Genomic DNA, 17,008 nt, shown 5'->3' with positions numbered 1-17,008 from the left:
TACACCGAACACAAAGGCCTGAGGACCGGGCGCCTACACAACCAGCGCCGACCACATACCGAGGAAACAGATTGGCTTTGCTCCCGTTTCGAACATCGCCCTCAAAGCGTTTTGACCGGCTGGTCCTGCCCTACATGAGAGGCATGTATAACTTCGCCTACCGGTTGACTGGCCAGCAACAGGATGCCGAAGATCTGGTCCAGGACGTCATCGTCAAACTGTATCCCCGGCTGGACGAACTGGAAAACGTGCAACAGCCCCAGCCCTGGCTTAACCGGGTTCTGTATCGCCACTTTGTTGATCTCACCCGCAAGCAGTCCAGCCAGAGGGAAATCAGTGCCAGTACTCTGGTGACCGCTGAGAATCAGACCTCCTTCATGGAATCCCTTGGTGAAGCGAGCCCTGATGCCTCTACCGGCATCGACCAGACACGCATCGACGATACCGTAAGGCGGCTACTCAGCACGCTGCCGCCGGATCAGAGAACCCTGCTGCTGCTTCACGACGCCGATGGCTGGCGCCAGGAAGATATTGCCATCGTTCTGGATGTGCCGGTGGGCACGATAAAATCGCGACTGCACCGGTGCAGGGCATTCATGCGCGAACGACTGAAAAAACAACTGGAACCTTTCGAAAGGCAACAACGTGAGGGATGAAGAGGTGAATGCCATGACGTGTCGTCAGTTCCATCAAAGGGTCGACAGCCTGGTTCGCGGCGAACTTCCGCCGGATGAACAGGACGCCCTGCAAGCCCATGCATCCAGATGCCCGGACTGCTCAGAACTATGGGAGGATGAACGACGTCTGCAGAAAGGCATCATGGCCCAGACCATTCCCGCACCAAATGATGACTTCGAATCCCGAATCCGGGCAATGGCGCTGTCTGGCAATGCGCCCCGCAAGTCCGGTTTGCCCCAGGCACCGCTATGGGCTTCGGCCGTTGCAGCCGTGCTCGCCCTCGGCATTTTCATAGGCATGCAGATTGGCCCTTCGGACCCGGAGCTTCCCGGCAACGACCTCGCTGAAACACCCGCCGCGGAAATGACAGACCCGGCACCCCAAACCCGCAGTGCCCCTGAGGTGAAGACCGTCAGGCTGGCATTCAATTCCCGCCGGGCCATGGAAAACGTAACTCTCACTCTGGAATTGCCGCCAAATGCAGAGTTGGTGCCATTCCCGGGCCGCCAGACCATCAGCTGGACAGTTGATCTCAAGGAAGGCGATAACGTATTGGCTTTACCCATAAACGTACTGTTTCCGGGGTCGGGCGAACTGGTCGCTCACCTGGATGATGGCACCCGGCGCAAGACCTTCAGTACCGCTATTCAAGGAAACACGGAGCCCTCATCATGATCAGAAATATCCGTATCCGCTGGCTCGCTCCGGCCATCTTCAGTGTGCTGCTTGCAGTACCCACGCTCTCCCATGCCCAGGATGATCTTGATGTAACCATGCGAATGGTTACCGATGATCAGGAACTGGACGATTCCTTCGTACAGCAACTTGAACTTCCGGAGTTCGCGGATACACCTGCTGCGGCAGATGAGTTCGGCGACATGCAGACAGATCTGGAAGATTTTGCGGCTGAATCCCGGGAAGACATGCTGGACATTGAAGATAGCCTCTCCGAGCAGTCACGGGAGTCACGAGATGCCCTTGGCATCGAGTTGCCTGGTGAGCTTATCGAAGATGATCCCGAGCTGGACCTGCCGGGCCTCGAGGACCCGGGGCTGGAGCTGCCGGGTACAGACGATACAGACCTGGACCTGCTCGACGATGAAACGCTGAATCTGGAAGACACCGAACTGTAGGAGATACAGACGTCACAGATACTTCCCTCCGGACTGGCGCTCGCCTGTCCAATGACTGTTATACTCTGAGATCGAGTTCAGACTATTCCGGAGAGAGTATTTGCGCAGTTTTCTGCCAGTAGCCCTGGCCGTTTGTGTGGCGCTGTTGAGTGCCAGTGTTCAGGGCCAGACACCAGAAGCAAAAGCCCACTTCCGTGCCGGCATTCAGGCTTTCAACGACGGTGAACTGGACAGGGCACGCCGCTATCTCGAGTCTGCAGCCGCGCAGGGGCTGAGCTCCCGCTCGCTCAGCTACAACCTTGGTGTTGTCTATTACAGGCTGGGGTTATACGACAAGGCTGAACAGACCTTTCGACAACTCATCCCCACCCGGCAAAAAGCACTGGCCTACTACAATATCGGCCTGACGGCACTGGCACGGGAAAACCGGCGCGAAGCGGAAGAAGCCTTCAGAGAAGTACTTGCGTCTGACCCGGATGAAAACCTGATCACCCTCGCCCGCCGGCAGCTCGAACGCCTTGACCCGAAAACAGACCGCACGGCGGCCAGAAAACGCTGGGCGGGCCTGGTATCCGTGGGTGGCGGTTATGAGGACAATGTCGCACTGTTTCCGGATACTGCCCCGAAAAAGCTGGACAGCGGTTTTATCGAGGCACTCGCCGCCACCTCCTATTACCTTTACGGGGATAGCGCCTCCGGGCTTCGCTCGGATCTCAAGTTCTTTTCGCGTCAATACCCTTCTGAACATTCGTTTGATTTGCAGGTAGCCCAGGCTGAAGCCAGGTGGGTACAGAGAACCTCGCCCGGGCAGGTGCACGTGGGGGTTGGCGGTGACTATATCTGGCGCGACCGGCGCTCCCGTGAACGCAGGGCCAGACTGATGGCCGGCATTACCACCCGCCACTGCCCCGGACCCGGCTCACGGTGCCAGGTCAAAGCCGAGGCGACCCAGGTATTCCCCGAGTCCGAATTCGACGCCTATCGGGGCCAGATGTACCGACTTGACGCCCAATACCTCATCCGGCCCGGAGACTGGTCCGCAAAACTGAAGTATCGCGCTGAATACAATGATCGTGACAACCTGGAGACAGAGAACGAATTCTTCAGTGTTTCGCCGGAACGACACGACATTGATGCAAGCCTGGGGTATGCCCTCACCGACAGCCTGACCCTGGAAGCTGGCGCCGGTTTCCGGCTCAGTTACTACCGCACACCTCACCAGCTGCGCATTCCCGAAGGGCTTCTCACGATACAACGCGAAGACAAGCGCTACACCCTCTCCGTGGGCACAACCTACCGCTTCTCTGACCGTACCTCTTTCAGCGTGGAGCTAGACCGGACAGACAACGACAGCAACATTGATCGCTACAGTTATGATCGCCACACTGCGACGGCCAGTGTTACCGTCGGATTCTAGCCCCGATACAGAAAGATGGAACTCCCGTCCGCATTACCGGTCACTAGGCGCCATACTGCCATCAAAAAATCCACCCGCTGACCGGAGAAGTCATGCTCAGTGTAGGCGTTGGTCCTTTCAGCCTTTCCGTCGGCCATCTGTTGCTGGTGCTGGCTTTTATCGTGGCCCTGGTTGTTGGCGCAATAGCCGGCCGCAAGGAACGCCTGCCGATATCCGGCGCCCTGGCCGATATTTTCCTCGCCGCCATGGTGGGCGCGCGAATCGGCTTTGTGGCCCGTTACTTTGAACACTATCAGGACGACTGGCTGGGCATGATCGACATTCGCGACGGCGGCTTTGACGTGGTGTCCGGCCTGGCAGTGGCGCTGCTGTTCACCGGCTACCTGCTATGGCGGCGCAGCAACATCCGGCGGCCACTGGGATACGCCGTCGCCTCTGGCCTTTTGACCTGGGGTTTTACCGCCGGTGTGATTACCCTGATCGACGAGCAGACCCAGGGCCTGCCCCAGGTGGCCCTGACAGACCTCAACGAGCAACCCGTCAACCTCGACACTCTGGCGCAGGGACAGCCCACGGTGGTCAACCTCTGGGCAACCTGGTGCCCGCCCTGCATTCGCGAGATGCCGGTGCTGGAAGAGGCCCAGGGCCGCTACCCGGACGTCAACTTTGTCTTTGCCAACCAGGGTGAGCACCCTCAGACCATCAAACAGTTTCTCAACGAGCAGAACCTGAACCTGGAACACGTACTCAGCGATCGCCAGGGCGGTTTCGGCCGCGCCACCGGCAGTCAGGGCCTGCCTACAACGCTGTTCTATAACGCCAATGGCAAACTGGTGGACAGCCACATGGGTGAGTTATCCAGCGCCAGCCTGGCCCGGGGCCTTGAACGCTTCGATGCCAGCCATCTCGAACCATCACCATCGAAGGAGGTAACATCCCGATGACCCTGCCCCCACTAAAACGCTTACTGCAAGGCGCACTGCTTTCCACCGCTGTTATTGCGGCCAGTGTTCAGGCCGAAGACCGCCCGCAAGCCATACAGAAACTCGAGGAACGGGGCGTGGAGGTTGTCGAAAGCTTTGAAGCACCCGGCGGTATGACCGGCTACGTTGGCGAAATGCAGGGGCGTTCCCTGGCTTTTTATCTGACGCCCGATGGCGATCACGTCATCATTGGCACATTGATGGACAAGGAAGGTAACAACCTCAGCAAGGCCAGGATCGATGAGCTGCTGACGGGCCCGAAGTTCGAAAAAGCATGGTCGGACATTCAGGACAGCCACTGGGTGCGGGAAGGTTCCGAGGATGCGGATACTGTCATCTATACCTTTACCGATCCCAACTGCCCTTATTGCAATCGCTTCCACAAGCAGGCCCAGCCCTGGGTTGAAGCGGGCAAGGTACAGCTACGCCATATCATGGTAGGCATTCTCAAAGAAGACAGCCTGACCAAGGCAGCCACCATTCTCGGCAGCGAAAACCCCGAAGAAGCGATGCATGAGCATCAGGCTTCCTTCGCACAGGGCGGTATTGAGGTAGACCGCGAGCGCGTGAGCGCCGCTCATCTCGAGGTAAAAGCCAACAACAAACTGATGCAGGAACTGGGCTTGCAGGCAACACCCAGCACGCTCTACAGGGGAGAAGACGGGAAGATCACCATGGTACAGGGCCTTCCCAACCCACAGGCACTGGAGCGCATGATGGGGCCTCGTCCCTGATCACGACAAACGTCCCGTCATCTCAGGCGGCGGGACTCATTCTGTGGCCGCTTTGGCGAAGCCCGCCAGCGCACCCTTCACTTTCTCGATAACCTCGTCACAGCCCTCAATATTGTGGCGCTGCTTCAGGTATTCGGGGTCGTTGTAGCCCAGCCAGACAGTGCCGTCGCTGTCTTCCCAGATCAGCGCTTTCTGCGGCAGATCAATAGCAACACTCTGGGCGCATTGCATTAATGGCGTGCCCACCTTGGGGTTGCCAAAGATCACCACCTCCGTAGGCCGTAATTCCAACCCGGCCTTTTCGGCACCCTGGGTATGGTTGATACGGTTCATGACCGTCATGCCCTTTTCTATCAGCACCGATTCCAGCTTGTCCGCCGTCGCCTCCGCACTGTGGCTGCTCTTAACCGTCACCATACCCTCTGCAGCCAGCACAGAGAGGGGAAGTGCCAGCAGGGCAATGGCTGCCAGGCGCCTGAATATGGAAAACATCAGTGTCTCCTCCTGTTTGAAACCGTGCCTACAGCATAGCAGGCTCCTAGTAGACCTTTTCAGCGCCTTCGGGGCGGGTCTTGAAGCGTTTATGCAGCCACAGATACTGGTCTGGCTGTTCTCGGATGGTGTCTTCAATGTAGCGGCTCCAGATTTCGGTATCTTTCTGCCTGTCTGCGCCGAATTCCTCCTGAATGGGTGAGAATGTCACCCGGTATCTCCCGTCCGGCATGCGCAGATGGCTCACACAAATGACCGACGCCCCGGAGACCTTGGCAATGTAGCTGGGAGAGGTGATACACCCGGCGTCTGTCCCGAAGAACGGCACGAAAAGCTCGGTCTTCTTGCCGAAATCCTGATCGCAGGCAAACCAGACTTCCCCGCCTTTCTTCAGGAAGGACACCAGCGGCCGCAGCTCGCGCTTGGTAAAGGGCCGGATTCCGAAATGGCGCCGGCGCCCGTTTTCGATCATACGATCAATAACCGGATTGTTGTTGGGGCGGTACATGTAACCCGGATTCTTCAGGTGGCAGGCAATCAGCGGCAACGCAAAATCGAAAATGCTGTAGTGCCCGCCAATCAGGAGCACGCCTTTGCCCCTCGCCTGGGCTTCTCTCAGATGCTCCAGCCCATGTACTTCAGCCTCCTCGCAATACCCCGACATATCCCGCCACCAGGCGTGGATGCTTTCCAGAAAGCCACGGGTACAGGCCACGAAATTGTCGCGTACCAGCTGTTCACGGGCCGCTTCGTCGAGTTCTGGAAAACAGGTGGCAAGGTTGGTATGGGCCACACGGGACCTGGACTTCAGTTTGCGCTCCAGGACATAGCCCAGCCGACGGCCAAGGCGTTGCTTGGCCGTCATCGGCAACAGGGATAGCAAATACAGCGTGAATACCAGAAGCCACGAGGGCCAGAATGCGGGGTGCCACAAGGGCCTTTTGCTGTTGTTCTTACTGCCGGACATACATCTTTGCCTGTTCGAATACGAGCAACGAGCCTGCCATAGAAAGCGGGCAAAGTGTACTTCCAAATGTGACCGGGCGGTGTTAACCCGGGCCTCAGGAGCCAAACAGGGCGGATTTCAGCGGCCGCAGGCAACCGGTCTGGGCCCCTGCTTTTTCCACCGGCCGAATGCCGTCAAATTCCAGATACCCGTCTTCAATTGGAGCAAACCTCAGCGTTTTCACGTCGGCCATGTAATTCTGGGTGACCTTCCAGGGGCCATGGGTACCCTGGCGCGGCAGGCGATCATCCGCACGGCGAATGTACCCTGAGTCCAGCCCGCCCATCACCGTGCCCTCACCACGGCTGTCGCCGGTATCCCTGGGCACACAGACGCGATTGCCATGGGCATCCATATAGTTCAGCAGACGGCACAGGTACTCCGCGGCAATATCCACTTTCAGGGTCCAGGAAATATTGGTATAACCGAAAATCATGCCGGCGTTGGGCACACCTTCGACCATCACGTTCTTGTAAATGATCTTGTCCCGCAGAACCACGGGCTGGCCATCAACCACCAGGTCCATGCCCCCGAGCATCTGGATATCCAGCCCGGTGGCCGGAATGATGATATCAGCCGCCAGCTCCTCCCCGGATTTAAGGCGGATGCCCTGCTCCGTGAAGCTCTCGATATGATCCGTCACAACCGACGCCTTGCCGGCACGGATGGCCCCGAACAGATCCCCATCCTTGACCACACACAGGCGCTGGTCCCAGGGATTGTAGCTGGGGGAGAAGTGGCTCATGTCGGCCTTGCCATCCAATTGCCGGCGCACCAGGCCCAACATCAGCCGACGCATGATTCCCGGATTCTTGCGCGAGCGGTTGTACAGGAAACGGGCAACGGCCACATTCCGCGCGCGGGTCAGGCGATAGGCTGACTTGGCGGGCAGCATTTTCTGGAAGAACATCGCCACCTTGTCGTTCGAAGGCAACGGCATCAGATAGGAGGGCGAACGCTGCAGCATGGTGACGTGTTCAGCTTCTTCCGCCATGGTAGGCACCAGCGTAATGGCCGTGGCACCGCTGCCAATAACCACCACGCGCTTGCCGGCGTAGTTCAGATGTTCCGGCCAGTGCTGGGGGTGCACAATCTGGCCCTTGAAACGGTCCTCACCGGGGAAGTCCGGCTTGTAACCGGCGTCATAATTGTAATAACCCGTGCAGCCAATCATGAAGCTGGCGGTGAAGGTGAGGGTTTCGCCAGTGGCCTCTTTCACCGCCGTCAGCGTCCAGCACTTGTCAGCGCCGGACCATTCAGCACGCATCACTGCGATACCATAGCGGATGTGCTTTTCGATATCGTTTTCTGACGCGGTTTCACTCACGTACTGCTTGATGGAAGGGCCGTCCGCCAGCACCTTGCCACTGGTCCAGGGACGAAAGTTATAGCCGAAGGTGTACATGTCCGAGTCGGACCGGATGCCGGGATAGCGGAACAGATCCCAGGTACCACCGAGGGACTCCCGGCGCTCGAGAATGGTAAAAGACTTGCCCGGGCACTCCCGCTTGAGGTGACAGGCCATACCAATACCAGATACACCGGCCCCGATAATCAGTACGTCTACATGCTGCTTGCTCATAACCACCCTTGCCGCGACTGTCGTTGTTTTTATTCGATTTTTAGTGTGGCGCACCACACCAGTGGTTTGAGAATAGCCCATGACAGGAAAAGTGGAAATTGGCCCGAAGCGACTAATCCTGCGCCGCTTCGGCCAGTGGTTAGTGCCGGGTTCCACGCACAATCAGATAATCACGTGGCACCGTCACCCCAAGCTCGTCCCTGAACTGTTCGTGGAAAGCCACAAAATCCGACTCAAACTGCTTTCGGCGGTCGGCATCCAGCTTACCGGCCAGCGTGCGAACAGGGCCGTAACCCTCAACAAACGTACGCCAGGCAGCTTTGGGATCGGGCTCCCGGTAATAGGAAGTACCCCGCTCAAAACCCAGTTCAAAGGCATCGCCGAGCCATGCCTGCAACTGCCCCGTATCCCCCCAGGCAAAGGGCGATGGCGGCGGTTCACCTTCAGGCTCCGGCATATAGCGTTTTATCACCTTGAACATCTCGAAGACGCTGCTGTCCGGCGTCCAGACAGCCAGTACCAGCCGACCTCCCGGGCGCACAACCCGAGCCATTTCAGCTGCAGCATCCTCAGGCCGCTGGGTAAACATCACCCCGAACGTGGAGATGAGCGCATCGAATTTGTCATCATCAAAATGCAGCGCCTCCGCGTCACCCTTCACAAAGGGAATATCCAGCCGACGCTGATCAGCCAGATGACGCCCCGCCGCCAGCATCTCCGGCGCGAAATCGACAGCAGTGACATCGTAACCCAGCGCAGAGAGCCGACGCGCAGCCCAGCCTGTACCCGTGGCGAGGTCGAGTATGCGCATCTGCTTGCTGGGCTCCAGCCTGTTGATAGCATGCTCAATGGCATCAAGAATTCCACGGCTGACTTCATCATAGGCGGCACCGCCGCTTGACCAGATCGCGGAGGGCGCCTCGTTGTGGGGACGTATGGGATGTTGAGTGGTGTTCTGCGCAGCAGTCATCATGAACCTCCTCAACCAACGTTGTTGTAAGAGATTGGGAGACGGGGCCGGAAGCCCCAGAAACTACTATGGCAAACAGGGCTTGGTGTATCCAGTCCAGAGCTGAACCCTTCGCGACTCCCTCATACAATCTTCACGTTTTGCAACGTCTACCTATAGCTACTAGGCTGAAGGGTTGTTGGAGGTTTGGTTGTTTTGGTGGCGGTACCCTTGCGAACGCGCCCGTTTACCGGTGTTTATCTCCCGGCACGTCAATGTTGTCCAACATGCCTGTTCAGGCCCTGCCTGAAAGGAGGGACTCATGAAAACGACCAAAGTAATAGCACTGATAGCAGTGATAGCAGTGATTTTCCTTACCGTATCCCTGAATGCACCAGCCCAGAGCGACGCCAGTCGCGCGCCACTATTTGAAGGGCTGGGCGATCACCATCACCCCATCACCACCGACTCCGAGTTGGCGCAACGTTATTTTGACCAGGGTCTGGTGCTGGCCTTTGGTTTTAACCACCCCGAAGCTCACCGGTCCTTCCTGCAGGCCGCCGAGCTGGACCCGGATGCCGCCATGGCCTGGTGGGGCGCCGCCTGGGTGCTGGGCCCCAACATAAACACCGCCATGAACCCGGAGAACGCTACCAAGGCCTGGGAATTGCTGCAAAAAGCCCGCGCCGCAGCAAGCGACGTCAGTGCCCGTGAGCAGGCCTATATCACCGCTCTTGCGAACCGCTATGGGCCCGAGGCCCTGGAGGACCGATCTTCTCGGGATGAAGCCTTTGCCAGGGCCATGGGGCAGGTTGCCGCAGACTACCCCGATGATCTCGACGCCCAGGTAATCCACGCCGAATCACTAATGGACCTGACGCCGTGGGATTACTGGCAGGAGAACGGCGAGCCCAAGGCGCAAACCGTAACGGTTCTCAAAACCCTGGACAGCGTCCTGCAGCGTAAGCCCGAACATCCTCATGCAAATCATCTGCTTATTCACACCGTGGAGGCCGGTGATCCGGCCCGGGGGCTGGACGCCGCCAGGCGCCTTGAGGACCTGGTGCCCGCTGCCGGCCACCTGGTACACATGCCAGCTCACATATACATCCGAGTGGGCCGTTACCACAAGGCCACGCAATCCAATCTTGATGCCATCGAGGCCGACCAACATTACCTGGAAAAGGTGGACCCCCACAGTGTGTACCGGCTGGGTTACGTGCCCCACAACTACCACTTCGGCTGGTCCACAGCCACGTTTGAAGGACGCAGTGAGCTGGCAATCCGCCTGGCACAGGAAATGGCTGACATGGTCGACACCGAAACCATGCGCCAGCGCCCGCTGACCACGCTTCAGCACTACTGGATAACACCGGTTTACGCCTACGTCCGGTTTGGCAAGTGGGACCGGATACTGAATTTCGGAGAGCCGGCGGAAGACCTGGTCTACCCCCGTGCGGTTTACCACTATGCCAGGGGCATGGCCTATGCACGCCAGGGCAATCACAAAGCCGCCCGGGCCGAACTGGCACGACTCGATCAGCTGCGGGCTGATCCCCGTCTCAAGTGGGTAACGGTCTGGGACATCAACAAGAGCCGACACATTCTGGAAATTGCCTCCCACTCGCTTGCCGGAGAAATCGCCGCAAGCGAGCGGAAGTTTGACGTTGCCATCAACAAACTTGAGCAGGCGGTAAAGCGGGAAGATGCGCTGAACTACGACGAGCCTCCAAGCTGGCACTATCCGACGCGCCAGGCCCTTGGCGCTGTATTACTAAAAGCCGGCCAGCCCGGTCGTGCGGAGAAGGTGTACCGGCAAAACCTGCAGGAGTTCCCGGAGAATGGCTGGTCGCTGTTCGGGCTGATGAAGGCGCTTCGGCAGCAGGGGAATGTCAATGAGGCCGAAGAGGTACAACGGCGCTTTCGGGACGCCTGGCAACATGCTGATCTGGTTCTTACCGACTCACGGTTCTGACAGGCTTCAGAAACACCGCGTTCTGCCATATCCGGTTATAGGGAATTCACATGAACTCTGCCCGTTCATCGAGACATTCATCGGACCCCATTTCAAATTCCCGACAGATCCAGGGCCGGTTCTCATAAATCGTACACATGAAGGTGTCCCGGTCTATTGCAGAGCACCAGCCATCCTCCAGCCGCAACATGGTTTCGCCGCCCCATTCATCCACAGCAATATGCCGCGCGGGAACACCTGTGTCCGAAATAATCATGACTTCCAGGCGGCAACAACAGGCCTGACAATTTGAACAGGAGACTTCAGGTTCCGTGACATTTTTAACGGGAATCGTCATGGCAAAAGGACGCTTTGGTTGTCTGAGTGAAACGGCTTGGTTAAGTGGCTGGCCAGATCCACGCTCATTCAAGCACTTCATCAAGACGGCGACGTGGCGCCGCGTCGATGTCGTCTTCCGGAAATCCCAGCCTGAGCAGGATCTGCGGAAACCCTTGTTGGCCCAGGAGGTTTTGAAGTTTGGGCCGTAATGAAGCGACCTGAATGGGTTGATTCAGATAGGACGCTTGCAGACCCTGAGCGTGTGCAGACAGCAATACCTTCTCCAGTGCCTGGCCCGCTGCTAACCAATCCGCCACGTTGTCACCAGAGGTGCCAAGAACAGCCAGTACAGGGGATTCGTCGGCCAGTTGCTTGTCCTTTGCTCCGACGCCATTGCCCATGTCGAAAGTGCGCACAACAACCTGTGCAATGGGCGCAACGATGCCAGGTACAGTCAGCCCGTCGCCGCGACGGCGAGGATGCATCCATGCCGCAAGCTCTCTACGCCAACTGGGGTTTGACCACTGAACGGAATCGCCCTCTGAAACAAGCTCAGCCACCTTCTGACGATCCTCCTCCGAATCGATGACTTCGAGCCAGGAGCCTTCTTCAGCGGCCGTCGCACCCAGTGAATCGAGAACCGCAGTCGGTACGTCTTTCGATGCAAAACGCTTTCGATAGGTACGGCGCCCCTCGATAGATTCAAACAGCCCGGACTCGTCCGCGGATGCGGAATCTTCCTTGAAGAATGAAACCACAGCCAGCAGGTCATCATCACCGGAATCGGGTGTGGTATCCACAGCCACACCAATCCCTTCGTGGGCCGCCGCCACGCGCAGATTCATCAGGGCGCAGCCACAGCTGATAGTGAGCTCTCTATCATCCGGATCATTGGCAGCAAGGGCTCGCGTTCTGTCGGCGAACACGGAGACTGCGCCATCCGTAATCTCAAAACGCCATGGCTGCGTGTTGTGACTTGAGGGCGCCAGGACGGCATAGCTCAATAATGACCTGATCTGTTCCTGCGTAATCGACGTGATCTCCGGATTCATGATGGCTCCCTCCCCTTACGTAAAGACACCTGAGCATCAGCAACTATGCGCTCATCCTCTCAAATCTCAAAAACATTACACTAACAGACCGCTTGATTCTTTATCGACGACAGGCGGGGGAGCAGGTTACTGTTATCGGGCGCATCTTCCACTACTATCAAGGTAGGTTGGCACAAGAGACGACGTTACCGTGGGACTCTCGATCGAAAAAACCGAATTCTCGGCGGAAGAGTTTGAACATTTTGCCGCCAAGGTGCGGACGGACCTTAAAGCACTCACTCGTCTTCTGAACCGGCCCGGCTTTGGTGAGGGAGAGAGTTCCATTGGCGCCGAGGTCGAGTTCTACATCGTCAACCCTGACCTGCGGGTTCAACCTATCAACACAGGCATCGCCTCTCGCGTTCAGGACCCTCAGCTGACGGTTGAGCTCAACCGCTTCAATCTCGAATACAACCTCAGCCCCCAGGCTTTCAGGGGGAATCCTTTTGCCAGAACCGAGCAGGAGCTGCTCGCTGCCATCCGACGAATCAACCGGCACGCCGCAGCACTGGATGGCGAACTGGTACCGATCGGCATTCTGCCCACTCTTCGCCAGTCCGATATGGGGGCAGAGGCGATGACAGACGTACCCCGCTACCATGCCCTGTCCAACGCTCTGCTCAAGCAACGGGGCGAGCCATTCAGCATCCATATCGGTGGCAACGACGTCATCGATCTGGAGGCCGACGACGTGTATATGGAAGGGGCCAATACCTCGTTCCAGCTGCACTGGCGCGTCCCTGCCCATCGTTTTGCCGATTATTTCAACGCCGTCCAGCTGGTCACGCCGATTGTACTGGCTCTGGCCAGCAATTCGCCCAGCCTGTTTGGCCACCATCTCTGGGACGAAACCCGTATTGCCCTGTTCAAGCAATCCATCGACAGCCGCTCCCCCAATCATAAAACCTGGCGCCATCCGCCAAGGGTCTATTATGGCAACGGCTGGGCACGCAGCGCCTGGGAGCTGTTTGCGGCTTCCGCATCACTGTATCCCCCCATTATTCCGGTGATGTCGGACGAAGACCCCATGGCCGTGATTGACCATGGGGACGTGCCGAAACTCGCCGAGCTGCGCCTGCATCAGGGCACCACCTGGCCCTGGAACCGGGCCATCTATGACCACGCAGAGGGTGGTCATCTGCGCATCGAGATTCGCTCCATGCCGGCAGGCCCGACGGCCGTTGATATGTGTGCCAACGGACTGTTCGTGATCGGGGCCGCGTTGGCCGTGCTCGATGACATCGGTGATCTGACGTCGATACTCCCTTTCCATTACACCGAACACAATTTCTACCGCGCCGCCAAGTATGGTATCGGTGCAGACATCATCTGGCCGCACAGGGATCAGGTTCAGCTACAGGATACGCCCCTGCTGACCGTCGCCCGTGAGCTGCTGCCGCGTGCCCGGGAAGCATTGAAACGAACAGCCGTGGACGAGGCGGAAATTCACCGCCTGCTGGGCATCATCGAGGGCCGCATTGAAAACGCCATCACGGGCGCCCGCTGGCAGCGCCACATCACCGAGTCTCTATTCAGGTCCCTGAGCCCAGATGAGGCCTTCCACAGTATGCTGTCCCTTTACATGGCCAACCAGAAGAAGAACCTCCCGCTGCATGAATGGACACTGTCACCGTGAGCAACGCGAACCTACTCGATTATCTGAATGACCCCTCACCCCAGACCCTGGGTCGCTCACCCCTGGAGTGGCTGGACCGGCTGAACAAACCCACAGTGGTTCATGTTGCCGGTCGCGATCGCTCCCGTACCCGAGCCATGGCAACGCTCATACACGGCAACGAGCCTTCGGGTCTGTTTGCGCTTCACCGGTGGCTACTGGAGCAACACACGCCCGAGGTCAACATGCTGTTTCTGCTCGGAGGCGTCTATCCCGCGAAGATTCCCCCGGCGTTTTCATTTCGCCAGCTGCCCGATGGGCTCGACCTCAACCGGTGTTTCAAAGAACCATTCGAGGGGGAAGAAGGAGCCATCGCCGAAGCCATGCTGGCAGAGCTTTATAAAGCGCAACCTGAATGCCTGCTGGACGTGCACAACACCTCTGGTACAGGCCCGGCCTTCGCGGTGACCATCACCAATGACGCCGAACATCAGGCGCTGACCTCGCTCTACACCGACCGCCTCATAATGACAGACCTTCGTCTGGGGGCGCTGATGGAATACTCGGAACAGGAGGTGCCCACGGTCACCATCGAGTGTGGTGGGGCCCAGGATGACCAGGCTCATCAACTGGCGTACGAGGGACTCGTTCGGTACACCTCAAGACCCGACGTGTTGTCACTGGAAAAAGCGGAGTGGGACGTCGCCGTACTGCGAAACCCGATTCGGGTGGAGCTGGCGCCGGAAGCCACCATAGAATACCGGCTTGAGCCCAGCGGGCAGGCTGACCTCACGTTCCCGCCCGACATCGAACGCCGCAATTTCGGGATCGTTTCCCCGGATGAGCCTCTGGGATGGGTTGGAAAAAAAGGCCTTGGCATACTCAAAGCGATCAGCCACAACCGGGCCGAGAACATGGAGCAGGTTCTTCGCGTCGAGGGTGGCCAGATCTACCCCGCCCAGGCCCTCAAAGCCTTTATGATTACCACCAACCCGGTTATTGCGAAGAGTGACTGCCTGTTCTATGCGGTCAAGGCAACGGGCGACCCCATTTTCTAGAACCCGAAGAGCAACAGGCCGGGATGCCCGGAGCCACGACTCGGTTCCTGGGCTTTAACGCTTGCCGTGACTGGTATGGTTATACCTTCGTACCAGCCTTGATAATCGTACCCTGGGCAACAGCTACCATGCGCTCCCCATCATCGCCAATCGCAACAACGTTACACTGACAGACCGCCTGATTCTTTCCCGACGACAGAACCGTGGCTTTCGCCACCAGTTTCCTGCCAATAGCCGGGCGAAGGTAATTGATCTTGTACTCGGAGGTAACCGAATCCCCCAGCACCGAGCCACCCGCATAGGTCAATGCGTTATCCGCCAGGTAACTGAGAACGCCACCATGAACAAAACCATGCTGTTGCTTCAGCTCTTCACGCACAACAAGCGTAAGAACAGCCGTGCCCGGTTCAAACACTTCAAGTTCAGTGCCAAGCAAGACACTGAATGGCTGGCTCGCCAATACCCCTTTACCAAACTCGAACAAATCACTCACTGTTTGCACCTTTTTCTGCTATGAAGCCAAGGCAGCCGTGTGACGCACCTGGCTAACTCTCTGCCGCGAATGCTTCATGAAACGTGACTGAACCACCCCTCCGAGCCATCCGACATTCGGACAGGTGATACCGCGACGTGCCTAATGACCTCGCCATTGCATTCTGCAACAAGTGAAATGGTCAGTGCACCTGCGGCTCGGAGAGCTTCAACAATTTGTGCTTCGGTCCCCGAAGCGTGTTCAGCGGTAGCGAACGCCGCCTCTGTGACACGATGGATCGAGGATGCATCCCGTTCTTGCTCTCTTCTGATCGTGATGTTCATTGGCGGGTCACCTTCTGAAAAGCTAATGTGCGTATTCAGTGGGTCCGGCCAGACTCTACTGGAATTACTTGTTAACGACTGGGCTCTGTCAGTTCACGAAGCTCATTGATTTGTTTTTCCATTCTTTCCTGCTGCTCTGGAGTAAACATCTGACGGAAGGCTCCTGATGTAATCTCAAGTTCTAGCAACCGGCTCTCTGCCATAACATGATTTATTCGATTCAACTGATTTACAGCACTTTCACCCTCATCGGCAATCTTCCCCAAACGAATCTTTATTGGCCCGATCTCAGCTTCGCTATCAGAGCCGTTGCCAAACCGGTCTAGGACCTTGAGTAGTGGCTGATGAAACACAACTATGAACACTAAAGCTACGACTGGCCAAGATAAAACTAGTTCGCCAAATAACTTAACCCATTCCATTCAAAGCTCCTTACTCATATCAATGCCGCTCAACACGCGCGACACCGTAATGACGGCGAAACCAGAACTTAGTAGACGTCGCCGTGACTGATCTTGTTATAACTTTCTACTCTGCCGTAGAAAACACTAACTTTAAGCGGTGACCATCCGACCAGCTTTGCCTATGTGTCCCATCGACAGAGATACCTGCAAGTTCTACTTCAATACCACCCTGAGCGTTCTTTGTTACAGTTAGTCCAGCTTCTACTGTCAGTTTGTTGAGTCTTAGAAATGCTTTTTTGTCTACCGCCCGCACGGCTGCCACGACATAATCTGCTATCTCATTTCCTGAAGAGCGGCCGAGGGTCTTGGTTGGATTTGGATCTGGGACTAATTCTAACTCGATAGAATTCGACTCTTCTGATTGACGGCTCCCTTTCGCCGCTAGCATCAAGTTGGCCCCTCCGCCCGTATCCTTCTCCAATGTGGTCGCAAACGTTACCGTGGCTAATTTCAACGGCGGCAATGAACTACCCTTTGTTTCTTCGCCAATCTGATTTACCGCAATTTGCAACTCGTCGATAAGATTTCCTACAGCAATACCGGTTTCTTTTGGGGTGCTTAGCTGCGCACAGCCTTGAACCAGAAATAATGTAAAAATAATCAGCAAATTACGACTCATAACCGTAAGCGGCCGGTAATCCCATCTTGAGCCTGGCGCTGCTGCCGTCAGGATAGTGTCCACTTATTTTCTAGTGGA

The 17,008-nt window shown here is 57.2% G+C and carries 18 protein-coding genes; 9 read left to right on the top strand and 9 right to left on the bottom strand.

Annotated features, from left to right (window positions below; translation table 11 throughout):
• Positions 1-77 precede the first annotated feature (77 nt).
• From QPM17_RS06535 to dsbG, 6 genes are all read left to right on the top strand, one after another.
• Positions 78-656 (top strand): RNA polymerase sigma factor, encoded by a 579-nt coding sequence (locus QPM17_RS06535; RefSeq protein WP_285389809.1) that lies wholly within the window; start codon positions 78-80, stop codon positions 654-656.
• Between the two features lie 13 nt (positions 657-669).
• Positions 670-1,353: an anti-sigma factor family protein gene (locus tag QPM17_RS06530; protein ID WP_285389807.1), complete on the top strand. Its 684-nt coding sequence runs from the start codon at positions 670-672 to the stop codon at positions 1,351-1,353.
• A complete protein-coding gene (locus tag QPM17_RS06525; protein WP_285389805.1) occupies positions 1,350-1,811 on the top strand; it encodes a hypothetical protein in 462 nt (153 codons plus the stop codon). Before QPM17_RS06530 ends, QPM17_RS06525 begins: the two co-directional genes overlap by 4 nt.
• Before the next feature lie 100 nt (positions 1,812-1,911).
• Positions 1,912-3,228, top strand: a complete 1,317-nt coding sequence (locus tag QPM17_RS06520; RefSeq protein WP_285389803.1) for a tetratricopeptide repeat protein — start codon at positions 1,912-1,914, stop codon at positions 3,226-3,228.
• A 92-nt stretch (positions 3,229-3,320) separates the two neighbouring features.
• Entirely contained in the window at positions 3,321-4,172 is an 852-nt protein-coding gene (locus tag QPM17_RS06515) for a TlpA disulfide reductase family protein (protein ID WP_285389802.1), read from the top strand.
• The gene (gene dsbG, locus QPM17_RS06510) at positions 4,169-4,945 is read left to right on the top strand and encodes a thiol:disulfide interchange protein DsbG (RefSeq protein WP_285389801.1); all 777 of its coding nucleotides are present in this window, start codon (positions 4,169-4,171) and stop codon (positions 4,943-4,945) included. The genes QPM17_RS06515 and dsbG overlap by 4 nt, the downstream gene beginning before the upstream one ends.
• A gap of 36 nt (positions 4,946-4,981) precedes the next feature.
• Here the strand turns inward: dsbG and QPM17_RS06505 are convergent, their stop codons facing one another.
• From QPM17_RS06505 to QPM17_RS06490, 4 genes are all read right to left on the bottom strand, one after another.
• Positions 4,982-5,437, bottom strand: coding sequence for a DUF302 domain-containing protein (locus QPM17_RS06505; RefSeq protein ID WP_285389800.1), 456 nt, complete (start codon positions 5,435-5,437; stop codon positions 4,982-4,984).
• A gap of 46 nt (positions 5,438-5,483) precedes the next feature.
• The gene (locus QPM17_RS06500) at positions 5,484-6,404 is read right to left on the bottom strand and encodes a lysophospholipid acyltransferase family protein (protein WP_285389798.1); all 921 of its coding nucleotides are present in this window, start codon (positions 6,402-6,404) and stop codon (positions 5,484-5,486) included.
• A gap of 94 nt (positions 6,405-6,498) precedes the next feature.
• The gene (locus QPM17_RS06495) at positions 6,499-8,025 is read right to left on the bottom strand and encodes a flavin-containing monooxygenase (protein ID WP_285389797.1); all 1,527 of its coding nucleotides are present in this window, start codon (positions 8,023-8,025) and stop codon (positions 6,499-6,501) included.
• Between the two features lie 139 nt (positions 8,026-8,164).
• Positions 8,165-8,998, bottom strand: a complete 834-nt coding sequence (locus QPM17_RS06490) for a class I SAM-dependent methyltransferase (RefSeq protein ID WP_285389796.1) — start codon at positions 8,996-8,998, stop codon at positions 8,165-8,167.
• 298 nt (positions 8,999-9,296) lie between these two features.
• On the opposite strand from QPM17_RS06490, the gene QPM17_RS06485 reads away from it, so the two are divergent.
• On the top strand, positions 9,297-10,949 hold the full coding sequence (locus tag QPM17_RS06485; protein WP_285389795.1) for a tetratricopeptide repeat protein: 1,653 nt from the start codon (positions 9,297-9,299) through the stop codon (positions 10,947-10,949).
• A gap of 46 nt (positions 10,950-10,995) precedes the next feature.
• Here the strand turns inward: QPM17_RS06485 and QPM17_RS06480 are convergent, their stop codons facing one another.
• Positions 10,996-11,286 carry a YkgJ family cysteine cluster protein gene (locus QPM17_RS06480; protein ID WP_285389794.1) on the bottom strand — a complete coding sequence of 97 codons (291 nt, stop codon included), beginning with the start codon at positions 11,284-11,286 and terminating at the stop codon, positions 10,996-10,998.
• 64 nt (positions 11,287-11,350) lie between these two features.
• Entirely contained in the window at positions 11,351-12,319 is a 969-nt protein-coding gene (locus QPM17_RS06475; RefSeq protein WP_285389793.1) for an Acg family FMN-binding oxidoreductase, read from the bottom strand.
• 190 nt (positions 12,320-12,509) lie between these two features.
• On the opposite strand from QPM17_RS06475, the gene QPM17_RS06470 reads away from it, so the two are divergent.
• Both QPM17_RS06470 and QPM17_RS06465 read left to right on the top strand, forming a co-directional pair.
• Positions 12,510-13,994 carry a glutamate-cysteine ligase family protein gene (locus QPM17_RS06470; RefSeq protein ID WP_285389792.1) on the top strand — a complete coding sequence of 495 codons (1,485 nt, stop codon included), beginning with the start codon at positions 12,510-12,512 and terminating at the stop codon, positions 13,992-13,994.
• The gene (locus QPM17_RS06465; protein WP_285389790.1) at positions 13,991-15,031 is read left to right on the top strand and encodes a M14 family metallopeptidase; all 1,041 of its coding nucleotides are present in this window, start codon (positions 13,991-13,993) and stop codon (positions 15,029-15,031) included. The genes QPM17_RS06470 and QPM17_RS06465 overlap by 4 nt, the downstream gene beginning before the upstream one ends.
• Before the next feature lie 79 nt (positions 15,032-15,110).
• Here the strand turns inward: QPM17_RS06465 and QPM17_RS06460 are convergent, their stop codons facing one another.
• The 3 genes from QPM17_RS06460 to QPM17_RS06450 form a co-directional block, all read right to left on the bottom strand.
• On the bottom strand, positions 15,111-15,524 hold the full coding sequence (locus QPM17_RS06460; protein ID WP_285389789.1) for a PaaI family thioesterase: 414 nt from the start codon (positions 15,522-15,524) through the stop codon (positions 15,111-15,113).
• Positions 15,525-15,918: 394 nt separating this feature from the next.
• Positions 15,919-16,269, bottom strand: coding sequence for a hypothetical protein (locus tag QPM17_RS06455; RefSeq protein ID WP_285389787.1), 351 nt, complete (start codon positions 16,267-16,269; stop codon positions 15,919-15,921).
• 106 nt (positions 16,270-16,375) lie between these two features.
• On the bottom strand, positions 16,376-16,993 hold the full coding sequence (locus tag QPM17_RS06450; RefSeq protein ID WP_285389785.1) for a hypothetical protein: 618 nt from the start codon (positions 16,991-16,993) through the stop codon (positions 16,376-16,378).
• Positions 16,994-17,008: the final 15 nt, after the last annotated feature.

It is taken from the genome of Marinobacter azerbaijanicus, assembly GCF_030250645.1.
Taxonomy (GTDB): Bacteria; Pseudomonadota; Gammaproteobacteria; order Pseudomonadales; family Oleiphilaceae; genus Marinobacter; species Marinobacter azerbaijanicus.
The sequence above is the reverse complement of the archived record's forward strand: the minus strand, read 5'-3'. Positions and strand labels throughout refer to the sequence as shown.